Source organism: Enterobacter cloacae complex sp. 370H10 (assembly GCF_050031535.1).
Lineage (GTDB): Bacteria > Pseudomonadota > Gammaproteobacteria > Enterobacterales > Enterobacteriaceae > Enterobacter > Enterobacter intestinihominis.
Window position 1 is genome coordinate 1,073,657 of the sequence record NZ_JBLGWG010000001.1, and the last position, 16,008, is coordinate 1,089,664.

Genomic DNA, 16,008 nt, shown 5'->3' on the forward strand with positions numbered 1-16,008 from the left:
GCTTCGCCTTACCCGGCCTGAAAAAGTGAAATTTGCAGGCCCGGTAAGCGTAGCGACCGGGCTTTTTACCTCACCCTCGATTACGCATCACACCTTCCTGCACGGTAGAAGCCACCAGCACACCATCCTGGGTGTAAAACTCCCCGCGAACAAAACCGCGTGCGCTGGACGCAGAGGTACTTTCTACGCTGTAAAGCAGCCACTCGTTCATATCGAAAGGACGATGGAACCACATGGAATGGTCAATCGTGGCGACCTGCATCCCTTTTTCCAGGAATCCCACGCCGTGCGGCTGTAGCGCAACCGGCAGGAAGTTGAAATCCGACGCATAACCCAGCAGATACTGATGCACGCGCAAGTCTGCCGGTACGCTGCCGTTGGCGCGGATCCACACCTGGCGGGTGGGCTCAGCAGTATGCCCCTTCATTGGGTTATGAAATTCGACCGGGCGGATCTCCAGCGGTTTATCGCACAGAAACTTCTCTTTTACCTGCGGCGGCAGCAGATGTGCGAGTGCGCGGGCAATTTCAGTTTCCGATTTCAGATCGTCCGGCGATGGGGCGGACGGCATCTGTTTTTGATGCTCATAGCCCGGCTCTGGCGCCTGGAAGGAGGCGGTCATGTAGAAGATGGGTTTCCCATGCTGGATGGCCGCCACACGGCGAGCGCTGAAGCTTTGGCCGTCACGCAGAACTTCCACGTCGTACACAATCGGTTTAGCGCTGTCACCGGGGCGTAAAAAGTAGCTGTGGAATGAGTGCACCAGACGGTCTGCCGGAACGGTCTCCTTAGCGGCATATAGCGCTTGCCCCACGACCTGGCCCCCAAAAACCTGGCGTAAGCCTAAATCTTCGCTCTGTCCGCGAAAAAGCCCTTCTTCTATTTTTTCCAGGTTCAGCAATGTCAGCAGATTGTTCAGTGCCTGACTCATAGTGGTCCTCAATAAACGCCGTGGCGAAAGATACGCTGAGTATAACGCAGAAACGATAGTGGTCCGATGGGTAGAATTATCTTAATACCTGGGCAAAATTAGGCATAAATCCGTGATTTGTGCCACACTTGTTTACGTTATGTGAATAAAACGACATCGGATGGGATCGATCCCGCCGGTGCATTGATGATAAGGAGACTTCAATGAAACTCGTGCCTATGTTAAGCGGTGTTGCAATGGCGGTGGCGTTGTCCGCCTGTGCGGATAAGAGTGCCGATGTAGCGGTACCAACGGCGACCCCAAACGGGATTAACACCCTTTCACAGCAAGCTATTCGACAGCCTAACGTGTCCGGTACCATCTGGATCAAACAGAAAGTCGCTCTGCCGCCGGACGCGGTTTTAACGGTCACGTTATCCGATGCGTCTCTGGCGGATGCACCGTCTAAAGTCCTTGCACAGCGTGCAGTTCGTACAGAGGGTAAACAGGCGCCGTTCAGCTTCGTGCTGCCGTACAACCCGTCTGACGTTCAGCCTAACGCGCGTATCCTCCTGAGCGCGGCGGTAACGATCAACGATAAGCTGGTCTTTATCACCGATACCGTGCAGGAAGCGGTCAACAAAGGGGGCACCAAAATCGACCTGACCCTGGTCCCGGTGCAGCAGACTGAAGTGCCTGTGGCAACGCAGACCAATCAGCCGACCTTGCCTACACCGCCAACACAGTTGTAACTTTCTTTCGCCCTCTTCATCTTGACGGGAGAGGGCGTCAGTATTCCCAGCGATACTTCTGCATATCTATCTGTCCCGTCCCGGACACCTGTACCCCTTCTGAGAGTAATGCCTGACGCTGGCGCTGCAAGTCTGGCCCGGTGAGGGAAATGGCGCCATGGCGATTAACGACCCGGTGCCATGGTAACGTACTTCCCTCCGGAAGCCTTCTTAGCACGCCGCCAACCTGACGCGCTGCGCGCGGAGAGCCCGCCAGTCGGGCGACTTCCCCATAGGTCGTGACACAGCCTTCCGGAATCGAGGCCACGATTTGCCACACTCGCTGTGGGAAAGAGTCGTGTTCGTCCATTGTTTCTCCAGCGGGAATTCAGCGAAGGGTAATGTTATACGAATATAAAGAAGATTGTCGGGTCAGTTTGCGCAATAATCCAGCATCCAGTTGCCAGCGGCTTGCAATTGAGGTGCTCCACAGGGATAATGCGCCAGCGCGTTGGTTATCAACGCTCTCAATGGGGGCTCTGTTGGTTCTCCCGCAACGCTACTCTGTTCACCAGGTCAGGTCCGGAAGGAAGCAGCCAGGGCAGACGACGTGGGTGCCGGGATGTAGCTGGCAGGGCCCCCACCCATTTGTGTTCTTCTCTGAAGTTTCCCCCCTATATAAACCTTCTCAATTATGTGCCTATTTTGTTCGTGCAATATATCCTTCATTGAACTGAAATAATAATGTCATAAACCTGTAATAATAGACTGTCATTTTATTATCGGGCGTCTTTTTGTTGTCATAAGTAAAAAAATATATATCTGGATAACAAACTTATCTTCGTGTATTAAATTAAACACGTGTTCCGAAAGGATGTGACAATCATGGTAACTGCGGTTTTAAACGTTAAAATTGATGAAGCGCTAAAAGAAAGACTCCGCCACTATGCGGAAGACAATAATGAGAATTTAAGCGTGACCACAGAGAAACTGCTGCTGCTGGCATTTGAAGCAGTAGAAGAGGCGGGAGTATCGGAAGAGGATGTTGATAATCAGCATACGGAAGAAGAGAGCGTAAATCCATTTACTCCTAAAGAAATCAAAGCACTACGTAAACTTCTGAAGAAGAGAAAATGAAACAACAACTATCGACAGCCAGCGATTACAACGAGGCCTGCAATCTGTTACGTTCGGGCTATGTGAAACATGTTCGTCTTGGCTGGAATGTAGGAAGCGATGAGTTCTTTCGAATTGCGTCTGACTGGTGTGATACCGGTGCGAAAATAAAGAAAGAAGGTGAAAATTTCATTATTTCGCTGAAAGGCTTCCCGATTCCTCCTCAACATTAAGTTGTTCTTCATGAAAACTGCTGACTGCATGCGTTACAGTCAGCAGTTTTTATTGTTTCTGGCGAATAATTTACACCAGGCTCCGTTTTACTGGCGGTGTACTTTTATTTAAGGCAAGCCACAGCGGTTTGATACGTAGTAATGCCTCTTCAAGTTCTGGCGAATTGAGTGAGAAGGGCATACGCAGGTAGCGGTCAAACGCGCCTGAAAGCCCAAAGCGCGTGCCGGTGCCCATAATGATGCCTGTCGTTTCCGCACGTGCCGCCAGTTGAGTAGCCAGCATGCCGGGTAGTTCAATCCAGTATGAAAGTCCTCCCTCCGCTTCCTGAAACCGCCATTCGGGGAAATGCTTCCGTAACATCTGGCCGCAGCGGTCACGCCGTTCTGCCAGCATTTCCCGCCGGGCAGGCAGGAAGGTTTCACTGTTTTCGATAAGCCACAGCGTGGCCAGCTGTTCCAGCACCGGAGAGCCCAGATCCAGCGTATCGCGCGTCTGTGCGAGCGTGGCGATAGTGCGGGACGAGGCGCGGATCCAGCCGAGACGAAGCCCACCCCAGAAGCTTTTGCCTGCGGAACCCAGCGTAATCACCGCGGCCTCCGGGTTAAAGGCGGCCAGCGGCGGCGGCGGGGGAGCATCGAACCAGAGATCGACCATGGTTTCATCCACTACCAGCGTGGTGCGGGTTTGCGCGGCGATGTCGGTTATGGTCTGACGCGTCGCGGCATCCATGCAGCGCCCGGTCGGATTATGAAAATCCGGCATTAGATAGGCCAGACGCGGGGCTGTCTGGGCAAGCGTTGCGGCAAAACCATCGGTATCCCAGCCCGTTTCTGGCAGCGAGACGCCCACGGGCCGGCATTGCGCCCCCTGAATCGCGGCTATCGCCAGCGGGTAGGTGGGATGATCCACCACCACGCGATCCCCGGGCCCGGTCATCATTCTTAAGATCAGGGCGAAGCCGCTGACGGCACCGTTCACCACCATCACTTCGTCTGCCCGGGTGGGCAGACCGCGTGCGGTGTAGCGGGCGGCGATAGCTTCACGCAGCGCTGGAAGCCCAAGCTGATCGTACCCGGTCAGCGCCAGATTCGGCGTAATGGTCGTCAGCGCGTGGGTGTAGGCCTGATGGATCTCTGGCCCTGCGTTGAGCGCGGCGGTTGAGAGATCCAGCGCCGCGCTGGCAGTGGAAAGCGTGGGCACGGCCCGGCTGTCTGGCAGGATCGCCCGGGAACCGCTGCCGTGACGGCTCTCCAGAAAACCCTCTTCACGCAGATGCGCCAGCGCGCTGCTGATGGTGGTGCGGCTGACGTCCAGTGCGGCGGCCAGTTCCCGCTCTCCGGGCAGGCGCGTGTTTAGCGCCAGCCTGCCATCCAGAATTAACAGGCGTAACGCGTCAGCCAGCTGGCGCCACCGCGGGGTGCGGGAAGAGGTTTGTTGCCAGTGCCCTAACAGGCGAACCAGAGACTGGCTTCCAAAACGACGAGATGACATGTGCAGTCCACTATTTGAAAACTGGACATTAATCATAGTGCCATTTTCAGCGAAGATGGAAGCTGGTTATTCGGAGAAGAGAAAATGGTGCGTCGTCTGGTACAACTTTATGTCGGTTTAGCCCTTTACGGACTTTCAACCGCGATATTTATTCGTTCGGATCTGGGTGTTGATCCCTGGAATGTTTTTCACCTTGGCGTCGCCATCCAGGCCGGAATGAGCATCGGCACGGTGATGATTTTAACCGGGGCTGCGGTGCTGCTGCTATGGATCCCGCTGCGTCAGCTTCCGGGGCTGGGTACGGTCAGTAACGTGATTTGTATTGGCCTGGCGGCAGATGCGTCAATGGCATTGATCCCGGAACTCACCTCGCTGCCCGTGCGCATCACCCTGCTGGTTTCCGGCATTGTGGTTAACGCCCTTGCCACCGGAATGTATATCGGCGCGGGTTTTGGCGCAGGCCCGCGCGACGGTCTGATGACCGGCATACACGCCCGGCTGGGCTGGTCGATCCGCAGCGTGCGTACCGCAATCGAGGTGACCGTGTTGATCGTCGGCTACCTCCTCGGGGGAGCGTTTGGCGTCGGAACCGTGCTATATGCGTTAACCATCGGCCCGCTGATCCAGCTTTGTTTGCCGTGGTTTCGCCAGAGACCGCGCATGCAGAAAGCCGCGCAGCCGGAGCGGATTGCTTAATTTTGCGAAGCGCTCACAGGCTATAATGGCGTAACTGTGTCAGAATAGTGGCTACCTTTTACGACGCCAGAATCTATGAAAGCGATCACTCTTTATGACGTTGCCCGCGTAGCGGGCGTTTCTTATCAGACCGTTTCCCGGGTGATTAACGACGCGGAACACGTTTCTGCCCGTACGCGGGAAAAGGTCCGACAGGCCATGGCGGCGCTACATTATGTACCTAACCGTGGCGCGCAGCAGCTGGCCGGAAAACGCACCCGCACGCTGGGGCTGATGACCAGCGATCTGGCGCTGCATGCGCCGTCGCAAATCGCCTCAGCTGTAAAATCCCGGGCAGTGGAGCAGGGGGCTGGCGTGCTCATCTCTATGGTGGAGCAGCCCGCGCAGTGTCAGGCTGCTTTGCAGGAGTTACTGGCGCAGCGCGTGGAGGCGCTGCTGGTGAACGTTCCGCTGGAAGATGCTCAGGCAGAAATGCTTCAGGAAATGGCCTCGCCGACCCCGGTTCTTTTTCTTGATGTTTCCCCCACAGCTCGGGTTAACAGCCTCGTTTTCAATGCTGAACAGGGCGCTGGCCTGGGGGCGGAGCATCTGCTTTCGCTGGGGCACCGGCGAATTGCGCTGCTCGCCGGGCCGGAAAGTTCTGTCTCTGCCCGGGCTCGCCTGGCGGGATGGAAAACTACGCTGGCTCAGGCTGGCGTGGAGGCGTTTGCGGTGGCGCAGGGCGACTGGAGCGCGGCTTCAGGCTACGAGAAAGGGCATCAGCTCCTGGCGGGCGCGCAGCTGCCGGAGGCGATCCTTGTGGCGAACGATCAGATGGCGCTTGGCGTTTTACGCGCCTGTGCGGAAAAAGGCGTTGCGGTACCGGGGCAGATCTCGGTTGTCGGGTTTGATGATACGGCTGACAGCGCGTGGTTTTCCCCTCCGCTGACCACCGTTCGGCAGGCGTTCCGCGAGGCCGGTGAACGCAGCGTGGAGTGGCTCCTGGCAACTGCCCGTCACGCCGAACCCTGGCAACAACAACTTCCCGTTACGTTGATCGTTCGTCATTCCACCGCGCCGCGCGCCGTACAACAGGCCGATCGTGAAGATCTGGCGCAACAGCTAAGAACGCTGGCGCTGCTGGCGGAGAAACTGGCGCGCAGCTAGCACTTTTGTGATCGTGCTCGCCTGGTGACGATCAAAGTCTTTACCGCCACCGTTTACCAGGGCATGTTGACTAAAATTGTGAGCGCTTCGTAAAGAGGTTGATATGTCTTCCACATTGCCGCTGACCCTCAGCGCAATTCTGGCTCGTCGTGACTGGGAAAACCCGGGCGTGACGCAGTGGAATCGTCTGGCCGCACACGCGCCTTTTCATAGCTGGCGCGATGAAACCCTCGCCCGGGAGGATAAGCCTTCGCTGAGCGAGCGTCTGCTTAACGGCATCTGGCGATTCAGCTTTTTCCCGGCACCAGAGCAGGTGCCCGAGGCATGGGTAACGGACGATCTGTCTGATGCCGTTGAGATGCCCGTGCCGACGAACTGGCAGATGGAGGGATTTGATACCCCCATCTACACCAACGTCACTTATCCGATAAATGTGAACCCGCCCTATGTTCCGGCTGAAAACCCAACCGGTTGTTACTCGCTCACATTTGAGATGGATGATGCCTGGCTGCTCAGCGGGCAAACCCGCATTATCTTTGATGGGGTGAATTCAGCTTTTCATCTGTGGTGTAACGGCCAGTGGATGGGCTATTCCCAGGACAGCCGTCTGCCTGCGGAGTTCGACCTCAGCGCGGTGCTGCGACCGGGGCAGAACCGCCTGGCGGTGATGGTGTTACGCTGGTGCGACGGAAGCTACCTGGAAGATCAGGACATGTGGCGGATGAGCGGCATTTTCCGTGACGTCTCGCTGCTGCACAAGCCGGAAACGCAGATTGCCGATTATCAGATCGTGACCGATCTGAATGCCGAATGCGATCGGGCGCTGCTCCGGGTTGACGTTGCGCTGGAAGGCTTACGCTATGCCGAATGCGAGGTGGCGTTTACCCTGTGGCGTAACGGCGAAGCCTGCGCGCAAATCACGCAACAGCCCGGATCGGCCATCGTGGACGAACGCGGCAGTTGGGCGGAGCGGCTCACGGTGGCGATACCCGTGAACAATCCCGCGCTGTGGAGCGCTGAAACACCGGAACGCTATCGTTTGACCATGTCGCTTCGGGATGTGCAGGGCAACATGCTGGAGACTGAAGCCTGCGATGTCGGTTTCAGACGCGTCGAAATCAGCAACGGCCTGCTGAAGCTTAACGGCAAACCGCTGCTGATCCGCGGCGTGAACCGTCATGAACATCATCCTGAGAAGGGGCAGGTGATGGATGAGGCGACCATGCGCCGCGACATCGAACTGATGAAGCAGCATAACTTCAATGCCGTGCGCTGCTCGCATTATCCGAATCACCCTCTGTGGTACACGCTTTGCGATCGCTACGGCCTGTACGTGGTCGATGAGGCGAATATTGAAACCCATGGCATGGTGCCGATGAGCCGCCTGGCGGACGATCCGCGCTGGCTGCCTGCCATGAGCGAACGCGTAACGCGTATGGTGCAGCGGGACCGGAATCATCCGTCCATCATCATCTGGTCCCTGGGGAATGAGTCCGGGCATGGGGCGAATCACGATGCGCTGTACCGCTGGCTGAAAACCACCGATCCCACGCGGCCGGTGCAGTACGAAGGCGGGGGGGCCAGTACGGCGGCAACTGATATTGTTTGCCCGATGTATGCCCGCGTCGATCAGGATCAGCCGTTCCCGGCGGTGCCAAAGTGGTCGATTAAAAAGTGGATTGGTATGCCGGACGAAACCCGTCCGCTGATCCTGTGCGAGTATGCCCACGCGATGGGTAACAGCTTTGGCGGCTTTGCCAGCTACTGGCAGGCATTCCGCAGCCATCCCCGGTTGCAGGGCGGCTTTGTCTGGGACTGGGTCGATCAGGCGCTGACAAAAAAAGCGGAAGACGGCACGGCATTCTGGGCCTACGGCGGCGATTTTGGCGATAAGCCCAACGATCGTCAGTTCTGCCTCAACGGGCTGGTGTTTCCCGATCGCACCCCGCATCCCGCCCTTTACGAGGCACAGCGTGCCCAGCAGTTCTTTACCTTTACGCTGGTGAGCACCGCTCCGCTGGTCGTCGATATCCAGAGCGATTATCTGTTCCGTCATACTGACAACGAGAGTCTGCGATGGTCGGTGGCGCGTGACGGTGCGGTGTTGGCTTCCGGCGAAATAACCCTTTCTGTTGCGCCCCAGGGGACACAGCGCGTGGAGATCCCGCAGCCTGAACTTGTCGCTGAGCCGGGCGAGGTCTGGCTCAACGTGGAGATCGTTCAGCCGCAGGCCACGCCGTGGTCGCCGTCCGGCCACCGTTGTGCCTGGGATCAGTGGCCGCTCCCGGCTCCGCTGTACCTTACGCCACCGAAAGCAGGCGGAACCCCTCCGCAGTTAACGGTGCGGGACGAGGTGCTGGACATCACTCATCAGCAGCAGCGCTGGCAGTTTAGCCGTCTCACCGGCAACCTGACCCAGTGGTGGAACGCGGGCGCTGAAACGCTCCGTTCCCCGCTAACGGATAACTTTACCCGCGCGCCGCTGGATAATGACATTGGCGTCAGCGAGGCGACCCGCATCGATCCGAACGCGTGGGTGGAACGCTGGAAAGCGGCAGGGATGTATGAGATATCCTCGCGCCTTATCCAGTGTGAAGCGGAACAGCATGCCCGTGAGGTGGTGGTGACCACGCAGCACGTCTGGGAGCATCAGGGTAAAGCGCTGTTTATCAGCTACAAGATCTGGCGGATTGATGACCACGGGTTACTGCACGGTGATGTGCAGGTGACGGTGGCGTCTGACATTCCTGAACCCGCTCGCGTGGGCCTGAGCGTTATGCTGGCGGATATCCCGCAAACGGTGCGCTGGCTGGGGCTGGGCCCGCTGGAGAACTATCCGGACAGAAAACTGGCGGCGCAGCAGGGGCGCTGGGCGTTACCGCTGGACGCCATGCAGACGCCGTATATCTTCCCGACGGAGAACGGTTTACGCTGCGACACCCGTGAGCTGACGTTTGGCTCACATCACTTCCAGGGACAGTTCCATTTCTCCCTGAGCCGTTACAGCCAGCAGCAACTGCATACGACAACGCATCAGCACTTGCTGCGGGAAGAGGCTGGCTGCTGGTTGAATCTTGATGCCTTCCACATGGGCGTGGGGGGGGACGACTCATGGAGCCCGAGCGTAGCACCCGCCTTCATTCTGCAAAACCGTCGGCTGCGCTACACGTTTAGCTGGCAGCAGAACGGCTGAGCCGAAACGTGCGGCCACTGCCGTGGCCGCACGTAACACCGCGCAATGGGTTTATTTCCTGAGGTTGTGCTCGGCCCAGCGAATGAAATCTTCTTTAGGCAGCGCCTTGCTGAAATACCAGCCCTGTCCGTACTGCACGCCGTGGCGATGCAACCATTCGAGCTGCCCTTCAGTTTCAATGCCTTCTGCGACCATCGCCAGCTTAAGCGATTTGGCCATTTCGATGATGTGGGGAGTCACGTTCTTATACTCCAGCGCGTCCACAAAGGATTTATCAATCTTCAGGGTATCGACATCAAGATCCTGCAAATAGCTCAGGCTGGAGTAACCCGTACCAAAATCATCAATGTAGATGGCATGCCCGGAGCGCCGAAACGCAGCGATGGCAGGGGCGCTGACGGCAGGATCGGCAAAGCCGCGCTCGGTCAATTCAAGGGCGATCTGGCGCGGGTGGACGCCCCATTTGTTGAGCAATTGACTCAGCAGGCGAGGCAGCTCGGGGGACGTTAAATCGGCTGGCGCAAGGTTGACAGAAATGTGCAGTTCCGGGTGATGATGCAGCCAGGCACCTAAATCCTCAAACACCTTATTCACTACCAGCTGCGTCAGCGTTGAAATAAGCCCCGTCTGCTCCGCCAGGGGAACAAAGAGATTAGGCGACAGGTCACTGCCATCTGGCTGCGGCCAGCGCATCAGCGCTTCTGCACCCACCAGTTTTCCACTGCATAGCGCCACAATGGGCTGATAGTGAACCTCGATCTCCCGGTTGTTGATCGCGTCGATCAGCCGGTTACGCGGGGAAAGCAAACGGCGGAGGATGCGAAGCACAATAAGGGCTGCAACCAGGCTTATCAGTATGCCAGCCGGTAGCCAGATGATCAGCTGCTGATGCCAGGATGCCGCGAGCGGTTTTAACGATGCCCAGGCAATAACCGTAAGCCCCAGTTCTGGCACCGGTTTTAACACGTACATCGAGCCGTTGTATTGCACGCGCTTAACGTCCTGCTGCTCCTTAACGACAGAAAGAATATACGGGTCGAGAATATTGCTTCTGGCAAATATCCGATGGGTTTCGCTTCCCACCAGGGCGGCATCCATCGAAATGTCACCGAACGGGACAACATCCACAAGCGACGCCGGATCGACCATTACCAGATAATGTCCTTTCCCCAGAACGGCCATATAACGGTGAATGCCGAGGTCGTTTTGCGAGGTGAGCCACGCGCTATATCCGTCTGCGGTGATCCGCATCGGGGGCGGTAAGATCGCCGTATTACTGGATTGTTCCAGAGAGGAGCAGAGCGGCTTCAGGTTATCGATATACATCACTTCCTGAATATAGCGCCATGAGAACGCGACACGACGCATTTCGCGTAAGTGCGGAGGAGTGCAGGGCGGGGCGTTGAACAACTGTAGGTGCGTGAGCGCCTGTTTTGCCTGCGCAACGACTCTGTCGGTACGGATCAGGACGCGCGAGGCATATCTGTCCAGTGCATCCACAAATTTCGCCTCTGCCTGACGATGCGCCAGCCAGATACTGAGGCACACAGGGACCAGCACAGAGAAGATCAGTACGCCTGTCACCAGGCTGACCAGATGTCGGGTTCGCATGCTGCTGTATCCTTTCCATATGCCCGACCAGGGCATGGAGTTTGCGCGCCAGATGAAAAATTTTTTATCGCTAAATGATATAGTTATAGCATGTAACAGTCTCTGGCAGTATTTGAAAAAACCTTTCAAAAACAGGCTGTGCGTCACAGGGGTTGTTTTTGCAGCAAAGCTCAGATAGTATTTTGTTATGTTATAACAATACATAAAGGCCAGAGATGAAACCGAATATCCATCCAACCTATCGCACCGTTGTGTTTCACGACACCACGGCTAATGAATATTTTAAAGTTGGCTCAACGATTAAGACAGACCGTGAAATTGAGCTTGAGGGGAAAACGTATCCCTACGTTACTCTTGATGTCTCCTCTAAATCACATCCGTTTTATACCGGGAAGCAGAAGACCTTCTCGACGGATGGCAGCGCGGCACGCTTCCGCAAGCGTTTTGGTGGCTTTCTTGATGCGAAGCGAGGCTAATCATGCAGGTGCTTAACTCATTGCGCAGTGCAAAACAGCGTCACCCGGATTGCCAGATAGTCAAACGCAAGGGACGCTTATACGTGATTTGCAAATCTAACCCGCGCTTTAAGGCGGTGCAGGGGCGTAAAAAAAGACGCTAGAGGCGCGTTTCTCGCCAGCTTTCCAGGGATCTTTTCTGTTTGCCATCGACGGTAAAATTGTCGGTGGCAAGCCAGCTTTCAAACGCGCTCGCCAGCGCTGACCACTCTTTGTCGAGAATTGAAAACCAGTCGGTGTCCCGGTTTCGGCCTTTAATGACCAGCGCCTGGCGAAAACGCCCTTCAAACTGAAACCCAAGACGCAGGGCCGCTTTGCGGGAGGGTTCGTTCAGGCTGTTGCACTTCCATTCATAACGTCGGTAGCCCAGGGTATCGAACACGTACCGCATCAGCAGATACTGCGCTTCTGTCGACATGGGCGTGCGGCTTAACAGTGACGAGAAGTGAACATGTCCCACTTCTACAACGCCGTTTTTAGGATCGATCCGCATAAGGGACAGCGTCCCGACAGGAGATTGGGTCTGGTTATCGATAACGCTAAAGTGGATGGGATCGGATAATTTGCTCACGCTCGCCACCCATTCGGCAAACTCTTCTGCGGTGGCATCGGGTTCACGCAGCAGCCACGTCCAGCTTCGGGTATCTCCGGCCAGGGAATACGCAGAGAACAACGCGTGGGCATGCTCCACGCGCAGCGGCTCAAGCCGACAATAGCGACCCTGAAGTACCACCCGGGACGGGTGCGGGCGAGGCTGCCAGTCGGTAAGGCTTTCCCCTACAGGTTGTCCAAACTCATTGAATATACTCATCTTTATTTCCACGATGTTGAAAAGATCTCCAGATTAGTGAATTACTGGTTCCTTAAAAAGAACCACCAGGCTATGTTTTGCTGGTACCACGAGGAGGTAAAGATGAATATACCGGGTGATGAGCTATACACCCTGCTCCATGCTGCGCTGAAAAAACGTGGGGAAGAAACGCTCCAGCGCGCGCTCTACCTTGCTTTGCGGGAGGCCATACTGTGCGGAAGGCTTCGGTCCGGCAGTCATTTGCCCGGCTCGCGAACGCTGGCGCAGCAGATCTCGGTGTCCCGAAACACCGTTAATGCGGCGCTGGACCAGCTCACGCTCGAAGGTTATTTGCTGCGTAGCCGCCAGGGTACGCGGGTGGGGCAATTCACTCCTCGGACGCTTGCCCGGACATTACCGGACCCGGACGTCAGGCTGACAAAACGTGTCGCGCTACTGCCCGCGCCTGTGCCGCGCGACACTCCGGTGATGGCGTTTACGCCGGGAACGCCTGCCATCAACTATTTCCCCTTGCCGCTGTGGCGGCGGTTATACGATCGCGTCCTGCGCGAGGAGGGGAGCGCCCTGTTAGGGTATGGCGACCCGGCCGGCGAGCCGACGCTACGGGCCGCCATTGCCCGCCATCTTGCGCTCTCCCGCGGCATTGACTGCGATGCCAGCCAGATTGTGATAACCGAAGGGGCACTGGAGGGCGTCAATCTGTGCACGATGCTGTTAAGCGAGCCGGGGGATGTCGCCTGGGTTGAAAATCCCGGCTATAGTGGTGCTAAAAGCGCTTTCGTCAAAACCGGCCTGGCGATGAGCGGCATACCGGTTGATGACGAGGGGATGTGCTGGGAAGGGTTGTGTGCGCCTTCACCCACGCTGATTTTTACCTCGCCATCGCATCAGTTCCCTTACGGAAGCGTGCTCAGCGCGCGGCGGCGTCTGGCGCTGCTGGAACTGGCCCGGCAGCACAGCGCGTGGATCATTGAGGACGATTACGACAGCGAATTCCGTTATGCCGGTGAGCCCGTACCGGCGATGCTGGGAATGGTCAACAATGCGCCCGTTGTGTATCTGGGGACGTTCAGCAAAACGCTGTTTCCGTCGCTCAGAATGGGGTTCATGGTATTACCGCCAGCGTTGGCTAAGGCGGCGCGTCCGGCCATCGGCTCGCTGCTGCGCGGCGGGCATCGCGCTGAACAGCGCACCCTGGCGCTATTTATTGAGGAAGGCCACTATGCGCGACATCTTGCCGCCATGCGCCGACTTTATCGTAAGCGATACCGCCAGCTGCGGGAGGTGCTAAGCGCAGAGCTTCATACGCCGCACCGTGTTCTTGCCGGAGAAGGAGGGATGCACCTGGCGCTGGCGATTGACGGTATCGACGACCAGCGGCTGGTGGAGCAGGCAAGAGCGTTTCAGCTGGCACCCGCTGCACTGAGCGGGTACTACCTTGAGACGACGCAGGGGCAAACCGGTCTGGTTTTAGGTTACGGCAATACCTCTGCTTCGCAGTTTGCGCCGGGTATTCGACGTCTTCAGGCGCTCATTACACAGCAGCGGGGCGGGAAAGGGTAAAGACATCATAAAAAGAGAGCTGGCCCTTGGTGATGACCATTTTCTGCAACTTCTCTTTTTGCCCGGCTTCGACAGCCGGCGAGTGCAGGATGCTGTCGATCAGCTCCTTCGGCACGTAACGCGTGTTGTACCACTCCCCGTTGTAGCAGACGCGGAAATCGAGTACGTCGATATCTTCATACCGGTAACGCGGGTTGACGTCGAAAAAGAAAAACGCGTTAAACACCACGAACAGCACAACCAGCAGCCAGACGGAATCGACCAGCGTTTCAGACTTCAGCATGACGATAAGCGTTGCCAGCCAGGCGGCGTACATGGCGACGAACAATCCGGGATGTTTGCGAATAAAGCTGATGCTAAAGCGCGGACGATTGTCGCGCTTTTCGCGGGTATTGAGCTCGTCGATGGTGGCGGTAAGCAGGCGCTGTATCTCTGTCATTTTTTGCCTTTATGATTGTTAAAAATACAGGTGATCTGCCTATTTTATGAGAGGGGTTTATGCGATGAAAGTAACAGTTATGCCAGGAAAAAGCATAACAGTTACTCAGGATGCGCTTAGATCATTTTAATGATTTTCGCCGGATTCCCGCCCACTACCGCATTGGCCGGCACGTCTTTGGTCACTACCGCGCCGGAAGCGATAACCGCATTATCGCCAATGGTCACGCCCGGATTAATCACCGCGCGTCCGCCGATCCAGACGTTATGGCCTATGGTGACCGATTTACCGTACTCCAGCCCGCTGTTACGTTCGGTCGCGTCCAGAGGATGCGTGGCCGTATAAATGTGCACCCCCGGTGCGAGCATACAGTTATCGCCAATGCGGATAGGGCAGACGTCCAGCATGACGCAGTCGAAGTTGGCGTAAAAATTGTTGCCCAGATAGATGTTATAGCCGTAGTCGCAGCGGAAACTCGGCTCAATATAAGCGCCTTCGCTTTGACCCAGCAGGTCAGATAATAAGGCGCGACGTTCGGCCTTCTCATCGGGTGCGGTATGGTTATAGCGGTGAACAATATGACGAGCGCGTAAACGGTCGGCCCTCAGCGTGTCATCGCCGGGGCGATAATATTCACCGGCAATCATCTTCTGTTTTTCTTCACTCATGGGAACCTCTCTGGAATCGTTTTACGTAGCGTAAAGAGGATTAGCCAGAAAGGGAACGTTCCCTAAAAGTGACTGTGACAGGAGTCACAACATTCTTGCGTATAAATACGTTTTATACGGGGACCTGGCGTTTGCACTTGAAGCGTAATACGAAAGGTAAATTCAGCTTAACAACGGGCGTAGTGCCTTAAAGTCTCTCTTCAACGACTAACGAACAAATTTCCATACCGAAGAGGGGATCTTGTCATAGAGTTTATTCATAGTCAGTTCAGCAAGACGATGGTCGGCAGCTGAATAAAATACCGCCAGTTCATTATCAGACAGCTCGTATTTATTTTTCTCAATAACACGTTCGAGCGTGTCAATTGACTGACAGCGTCGCAGGCGCATCAAATAATCGACTTTAGTTAATGGTTTATCAGACATAAAATTCACCTTAGTATTTGTAATAATTTTAACAGGAAAGACTAACCGGATTAGCTCTGCTGACATTCGTGAAGCAGCGAAATAGACGGTTTCCTGATTTACGCCATTTCTGCAAATCCTGTGCGTTAATGCCGTAGCTGCTGAACAACATAAAGGTGTCGTCCAGGTATTCATCAATTTGCTCTATCAACTTATTATCTTCATTGTACTTAATTTTATAATTAAGTGCGAAGGTTGCGATATGCTCGATCAGCTCATTAAGCTGTAAATTGATAGCAGACGTAGGATCGTTCACCCAGCCATGGTTACTTTCTTCAAGATTGGCAAGGCAGTCATGGTACAAGGATTCGCAGAGAAATTTCAACTGCGCGATATCATGCCTTTTTGGCGAGTACTCGTCCATAGCGCATCCCCTTCTGAGTGATTTTTTACTCACCGAACATCATGTCGGGATGGAT

Annotated in this window: 18 protein-coding genes and 1 other RNA gene; 10 read left to right on the forward strand and 9 right to left on the reverse strand. The window is 55.8% G+C overall.

Annotated elements, in window-relative coordinates; all coding sequences use genetic code 11:
* Nucleotides 1–70 precede the first annotated feature (70 nt).
* Nucleotides 71–931: an acyl-CoA thioesterase II gene (gene tesB, locus ACQG2Q_RS05045; protein WP_022647258.1), complete on the reverse strand. Its 861-nt coding sequence runs from the start codon at nt 929–931 to the stop codon at nt 71–73.
* A gap of 203 nt (nt 932–1,134) precedes the next feature.
* On the opposite strand from tesB, the gene ACQG2Q_RS05050 reads away from it, so the two are divergent.
* A complete protein-coding gene (locus tag ACQG2Q_RS05050; protein WP_022647259.1) occupies nt 1,135–1,662 on the forward strand; it encodes a YbaY family lipoprotein in 528 nt (175 codons plus the stop codon).
* A gap of 37 nt (nt 1,663–1,699) precedes the next feature.
* Here the strand turns inward: ACQG2Q_RS05050 and ACQG2Q_RS05055 are convergent, their stop codons facing one another.
* A complete protein-coding gene (locus tag ACQG2Q_RS05055) occupies nt 1,700–2,011 on the reverse strand; it encodes an MGMT family protein (RefSeq protein WP_022647260.1) in 312 nt (103 codons plus the stop codon).
* 170 nt (nt 2,012–2,181) lie between these two features.
* Here ACQG2Q_RS05055 and ffs point away from each other — a divergent pair.
* The 3 genes from ffs to ACQG2Q_RS05070 all read left to right on the forward strand — a co-directional run bounded on the left by ffs (nt 2,182) and on the right by ACQG2Q_RS05070 (nt 2,990).
* An RNA gene (gene ffs, locus ACQG2Q_RS05060) (signal recognition particle sRNA small type) lies at nt 2,182–2,278 on the forward strand.
* Nucleotides 2,279–2,526: 248 nt separating this feature from the next.
* The gene (locus tag ACQG2Q_RS05065; protein WP_022647261.1) at nt 2,527–2,778 is read left to right on the forward strand and encodes a hypothetical protein; all 252 of its coding nucleotides are present in this window, start codon (nt 2,527–2,529) and stop codon (nt 2,776–2,778) included.
* Nucleotides 2,775–2,990, forward strand: a complete 216-nt coding sequence (locus tag ACQG2Q_RS05070; protein WP_006809861.1) for a hypothetical protein — start codon at nt 2,775–2,777, stop codon at nt 2,988–2,990. Before ACQG2Q_RS05065 ends, ACQG2Q_RS05070 begins: the two co-directional genes overlap by 4 nt.
* Nucleotides 2,991–3,060: 70 nt before the next feature.
* On the opposite strand, the gene ACQG2Q_RS05075 is transcribed toward ACQG2Q_RS05070, so the two are convergent.
* Complete coding sequence (locus tag ACQG2Q_RS05075; protein WP_058676951.1) at nt 3,061–4,482, reverse strand: PLP-dependent aminotransferase family protein; 1,422 nt, start codon at nt 4,480–4,482, stop codon at nt 3,061–3,063.
* Between the two features lie 84 nt (nt 4,483–4,566).
* On the opposite strand from ACQG2Q_RS05075, the gene ACQG2Q_RS05080 reads away from it, so the two are divergent.
* The 3 genes from ACQG2Q_RS05080 to ACQG2Q_RS05090 all read left to right on the forward strand — a co-directional run bounded on the left by ACQG2Q_RS05080 (nt 4,567) and on the right by ACQG2Q_RS05090 (nt 9,517).
* Nucleotides 4,567–5,178 (forward strand): YczE/YyaS/YitT family protein, encoded by a 612-nt coding sequence (locus ACQG2Q_RS05080; protein ID WP_096216670.1) that lies wholly within the window; start codon nt 4,567–4,569, stop codon nt 5,176–5,178.
* A gap of 75 nt (nt 5,179–5,253) precedes the next feature.
* On the forward strand, nt 5,254–6,324 hold the full coding sequence (locus tag ACQG2Q_RS05085; RefSeq protein WP_045622300.1) for a LacI family DNA-binding transcriptional regulator: 1,071 nt from the start codon (nt 5,254–5,256) through the stop codon (nt 6,322–6,324).
* A 103-nt stretch (nt 6,325–6,427) separates the two neighbouring features.
* Nucleotides 6,428–9,517: a beta-galactosidase gene (locus ACQG2Q_RS05090; RefSeq protein ID WP_096216671.1), complete on the forward strand. Its 3,090-nt coding sequence runs from the start codon at nt 6,428–6,430 to the stop codon at nt 9,515–9,517.
* Between the two features lie 51 nt (nt 9,518–9,568).
* Here ACQG2Q_RS05090 and ACQG2Q_RS05095 read toward each other — a convergent pair whose 3' ends face one another.
* Nucleotides 9,569–11,128 (reverse strand): EAL domain-containing protein, encoded by a 1,560-nt coding sequence (locus ACQG2Q_RS05095; RefSeq protein WP_063849491.1) that lies wholly within the window; start codon nt 11,126–11,128, stop codon nt 9,569–9,571.
* A 215-nt stretch (nt 11,129–11,343) separates the two neighbouring features.
* Here ACQG2Q_RS05095 and ACQG2Q_RS05100 point away from each other — a divergent pair, with 215 nt between their 5' ends.
* Together ACQG2Q_RS05100 and ykgO are read left to right on the forward strand one after the other, a co-directional pair.
* Complete coding sequence (locus ACQG2Q_RS05100) at nt 11,344–11,604, forward strand: type B 50S ribosomal protein L31 (protein ID WP_015571255.1); 261 nt, start codon at nt 11,344–11,346, stop codon at nt 11,602–11,604.
* A gap of 2 nt (nt 11,605–11,606) precedes the next feature.
* Entirely contained in the window at nt 11,607–11,747 is a 141-nt protein-coding gene (gene ykgO, locus ACQG2Q_RS05105; protein ID WP_003859006.1) for a type B 50S ribosomal protein L36, read from the forward strand.
* Here the strand turns inward: ykgO and ACQG2Q_RS05110 are convergent.
* Entirely contained in the window at nt 11,744–12,454 is a 711-nt protein-coding gene (locus tag ACQG2Q_RS05110; RefSeq protein WP_046620525.1) for a GNAT family N-acetyltransferase, read from the reverse strand. The two genes, ykgO and ACQG2Q_RS05110, sit on opposite strands and share 4 nt — an antisense overlap.
* Nucleotides 12,455–12,556: 102 nt before the next feature.
* On the opposite strand from ACQG2Q_RS05110, the gene ACQG2Q_RS05115 reads away from it, so the two are divergent.
* A complete protein-coding gene (locus ACQG2Q_RS05115; RefSeq protein WP_063849492.1) occupies nt 12,557–14,017 on the forward strand; it encodes a PLP-dependent aminotransferase family protein in 1,461 nt (486 codons plus the stop codon).
* Here the strand turns inward: ACQG2Q_RS05115 and ACQG2Q_RS05120 are convergent.
* From ACQG2Q_RS05120 to tomB, 4 genes are all read right to left on the reverse strand, one after another.
* On the reverse strand, nt 13,989–14,456 hold the full coding sequence (locus ACQG2Q_RS05120) for a YlaC family protein (RefSeq protein ID WP_022647269.1): 468 nt from the start codon (nt 14,454–14,456) through the stop codon (nt 13,989–13,991). The genes ACQG2Q_RS05115 and ACQG2Q_RS05120 overlap by 29 nt on opposite strands.
* Nucleotides 14,457–14,572: 116 nt before the next feature.
* Complete coding sequence (gene maa, locus ACQG2Q_RS05125) at nt 14,573–15,124, reverse strand: maltose O-acetyltransferase (protein ID WP_023305596.1); 552 nt, start codon at nt 15,122–15,124, stop codon at nt 14,573–14,575.
* 207 nt (nt 15,125–15,331) lie between these two features.
* Entirely contained in the window at nt 15,332–15,550 is a 219-nt protein-coding gene (locus tag ACQG2Q_RS05130; RefSeq protein ID WP_015571250.1) for an HHA domain-containing protein, read from the reverse strand.
* Nucleotides 15,551–15,578: 28 nt separating this feature from the next.
* Nucleotides 15,579–15,953 (reverse strand): Hha toxicity modulator TomB, encoded by a 375-nt coding sequence (tomB, locus tag ACQG2Q_RS05135; RefSeq protein WP_006809850.1) that lies wholly within the window; start codon nt 15,951–15,953, stop codon nt 15,579–15,581.
* Nucleotides 15,954–16,008: the final 55 nt, after the last annotated feature.